The organism is Acidiphilium sp. PM (genome assembly GCF_000219295.1).
Taxonomy (GTDB): Bacteria; Pseudomonadota; Alphaproteobacteria; order Acetobacterales; family Acetobacteraceae; genus Acidiphilium; species Acidiphilium multivorum.
Map to the genome: position 1 here is coordinate 1 of NZ_AFPR01000173.1, position 3,302 is coordinate 3,302.

4 protein-coding genes are annotated in these 3,302 nt (G+C 70.3%); all 4 read right to left on the minus strand.

From position 1 onward, the window contains the following. Positions 1 to 813, minus strand: an 813-nt coding sequence (locus tag APM_RS08415) for a PEP-CTERM sorting domain-containing protein (protein ID WP_007422940.1), incomplete at its 3' end; no start/stop codon positions are given. 276 nt (positions 814 to 1,089) lie between these two features. Next, entirely contained in the window at positions 1,090 to 1,707 is a 618-nt protein-coding gene (locus tag APM_RS08420; RefSeq protein WP_007422941.1) for a cytochrome b, read from the minus strand. 81 nt (positions 1,708 to 1,788) lie between these two features. After that, positions 1,789 to 3,165, minus strand: a complete 1,377-nt coding sequence (locus APM_RS08425; protein ID WP_007422942.1) for a glutamate--cysteine ligase — start codon at positions 3,163 to 3,165, stop codon at positions 1,789 to 1,791. A 15-nt stretch (positions 3,166 to 3,180) separates the two neighbouring features. Next, positions 3,181 to 3,294, minus strand: coding sequence for a 16S rRNA (uracil(1498)-N(3))-methyltransferase (locus tag APM_RS22575; RefSeq protein WP_371259408.1), 114 nt, complete (start codon positions 3,292 to 3,294; stop codon positions 3,181 to 3,183). Positions 3,295 to 3,302 lie beyond the last annotated feature (8 nt).

Genomic DNA, 3,302 nt, shown 5'->3' on the forward strand with positions numbered 1-3,302 from the left:
GCGGCGCTTGCGGCGGGCGGCGAGGCCGAGGACGGCCAGGGCGGTGCCGAGCAGGGCCAGCGAGCCGGGCTCGGGGACGGGGGTTGACGGCTTGCCGTCGATATAGAGGGCGGCGCTATTGGCCGTGGCGCCGTAGGCCGTGCCGGACTGGCAGTTGCTGAGCGGGGTGCTGGCGAGGAAGGCGACGGCGTAGGAGTATTCCGGCAGGGCGGCGGTGAGGGTGAAGAGCGGCCCGTTGGTCGCCTGCGCCGCGGATTGGAGGGTCTGGCTGCCGAGATCGGCGACGTAGACGTCGTACCCGCCGGGAACGCTTTTGAACGCGGTGATCTTGTTCTTCGGCTTGGCCGACGCGTAACCGAGATAGGAGGCGAGATAGCCGCTCGTCCAGGCGAAGGGTTTGGCGAGCGTCGTCGTGACGGAGGAGGGCGTTCCCTTGGCGGCCTGCGTGATGCCGATCGTGGGGGCGGCGGAGGGCGGCGTCGTCTCCGGCGTCAGGAAGGCGAGGATGAGGTCGCCGGAGGTCGGGCCGCCGGAGGCCCAGAAGCCGAATTCCGGCGGGTTCGTCGTGGTGGGGGTGTTCTTCTTGTCCCCGGCATCGGTGCAGGCGGGCGTGGAGCCGGCGCAGAAGCTGTGGAGCGTGCTGGTTTTGTTGCCCTGCTGCCCCCATTGCTGCCCCTGGCCCCAGTTCCAGCCATTTCCGTTGTGGGCCTGGGCGGTGCCGCCGGACGCGAGGAGCGCGAGGGCGGCGGCGCCGGCGAGCAGGGCGGTGGCGAGCGGTCTGGCGGGCCGGGACCGGGTCGAACTGGACATCATGGAATGCCGTCTCCTTGAGGCTGAAATCGTCACGTCGAATGGCGCGGCCGGTCGGATCCCGCCGGGAGGGCGAGGCCGTCATGCTGAATAAAAAATTAGATGCAAATTTCGTGCCTGAAAATATTCCGTAAACAATTCAGCATGTTATGAAATCGAGGCGAATGAGATGTAAAATTTTCCGACAGTCGTTGCCGTTTCATGATGGATGTCTTGCACGTTTAGATTGTCTTTTGATGGCATTCCGCCCTCCGGCGCCGGACGCGGGCGATGCCACGATCAGTCGGCGCGGGTGGGGTGGATGCCGAGGCGGCGGAGCAGACGCTCGGTGTGGCGGGTCCAGGGGCGCGGGGCGCGGAGGCGGTCGCCGATCAGGGGGAGCATGCGGTTCAGCGTGTCGTCGCGCAGGAGGGCGTGGTGGGCGATGGCGGCGAGGGCGTGCAGGCCGGCGAGGATGACCAGCGCGTCGGCGATGGTGCCGTGGATCGAGCCGGCGGCGCGCAGGAACGCGTGGAGCGGGGCGGGCATCGGCACGTCGAGCCGCCAGGCGAAGAGGCGGGAGCCGTGGCCGAGCGCGCGGGAGATGCCGGTGGCGACCGTCAGGGCGAGCAGGAGATAGAGCAGGACATGCGCGAGGCGGCCGATGGCTTCGAGCGGGCCGGGCAGCCGGGGCGGCTTGTGGCCGAGGGTGAGGCGCCAGGCGAGGCGGAGGAGCAGGATCGCGGCGACGGCGAAGCCGGTCGCGATATGGACGGAGAGGACGAGGGCGCGGGCGTCGCCTTTCGGCAGGAAGCCGCGCCCCTCGGCAAGAGCCCAGTTCAGGCCGACCAGGATGGCGGTGAGCCAGTGGAAGGCGAGGCTGGCGCGGTCGTAGACGTGGCGGGGGGATGCGGTCATGCCGCGGGGTGTAGCGGAGCGGGGCCGCGCGTCAACGCAATCCGTGGTGAGGGCGTCGACGGCGGCCCGGGCCGGACAGGCTCAGAGGGCGGCTTCGGCGAAGATGCGCGTGGCGTCGCCGTGCCAGGCGCCGTGGTAGCGGCCGAGCCAGTGCTCGGCCTGGGTGGGCGCGCCATGGGCGATGGCTTCGAGGGGGGCGAGGTAGATGCGCTCGTCCTCGCCGGCCGCGTTGGTCCGCGCGCGGGATTTCAGCCCGTCCGCGGCGATGGCGAGGACGTCGCGCGCGAGGTCGCGCAGGGTGCCGGTGGGCAGCGCGATGTCGAGCCCGTGGCGGGGCACCTCGTCGCGCAGGTGGACGATTTGCTCCCAGGAGAGGTCGCGGATCAGGGCGGAGGCGGCGTCGAGCGCCGCATCGTCGTAGAACAGGCCGGTCCAGAGGGCGGGCTGGGCGAGGAGCATGGCGGGATTGCCGGAATCGGCGCCGCGGGTCTCGATGAAGCGCTTGAGGCGGACATCGGGGAAGGTGGTGGTGGTGTGGTCGGCGAAGTCGCCGATCGTGGCGGGCTCGGCGGCGAGGCCCTCGAGCCGGCCGGCGATGAAGTCGCGGAAGGACTTGCCGGAGACGTCGATGTACCGCCCGTCGCGGTAGACGAAATACATCGGGATATCGAGCATGTAGTCGGCGTAGCGCTCGAAGCCGAAACCGTCCTCGAAGACCATGCGGGGGATGCCGGCGCGGGCGTTGTCCGTATCGAGCCAGGCATCGGCGCGGTTGGAGAGCAGGCCGTTCGGCCTGCCCTCGACGAAGGGGCCGTTGGCGAACAGGGCGGTGGCGAGCGGCTGCAGGGCGAGGCCGACGCGCATCTTCCGCACCATGTCGGCCTCGGAGGAGAAGTCGAGATTGGCCTGGACGGTGCAGGTGCGCAGCATCATGTCGAGCCCGCGGGTGCCGACCTTCTGCATGTAGGCGCGCATGATGGCGTAGCGGCCCTTGGGCATCCAGTCGAAATCGGCGCGGCGGGCCGTCGGGTGGAAGCCGAGCGGGGCGAAGCCGAGGCCGAGCGCCTCGCCGATGCGGTGGACGCGGGCGATATGGGCGTCGATCTCCCGCTTCGTCTCGTGGATCGAGGCGAGCGGGGCGCCGGACAGCTCGAACTGGCCGCCGGGTTCGAGGGAGATCGAGAACCCACTGCCCTTCAGGCCGATCGGGTTGCCGGAATCGAGGATGGGCTCGATGCCCTCGGCGGCGGCGACGGAGTCGAGCACGGCGCGGATGCCGTCCGGCGCGTAGGGCGGCGGCGCGAAACTGTCGCGGCGGAAGCCGAAGCTTTCGTGTTCGGTGCCGATGCGGAAATCGGCCGGCGGCTTGCAGCCGGCGGCAAACCAGTCGGCGAGTTGGCGCGCGGCGGGCTGCGCGGGATCGATCGGGGTGGCGTCGGCCTCTCCGGGGTTGGACAAAGCGGGCTCCTGAAATCAGCTGGGCGCGGACCCCGCGAGCAGACGCGCGAGCCCGGCGATGGCGGCGGTTTCGGCGCGCAGGATGCGCGGTCCGAGGGTTACCGGCGACACAAACGCATGGCGGGCCATGGCGTCAA

What these genes read in the sequence shown, in the direction of transcription:
- APM_RS08420 (WP_007422941.1), bottom strand. Translation starts at nt 1,707, where the DNA reads ATGACCGCATCCCCCCGCCACGTCTACGACCGCGCCAGCCTCGCCTTC.
- APM_RS22575 (WP_371259408.1), bottom strand. Translation starts at nt 3,294, where the DNA reads ATGGCCCGCCATGCGTTTGTGTCGCCGGTAACCCTCGGACCGCGCATC.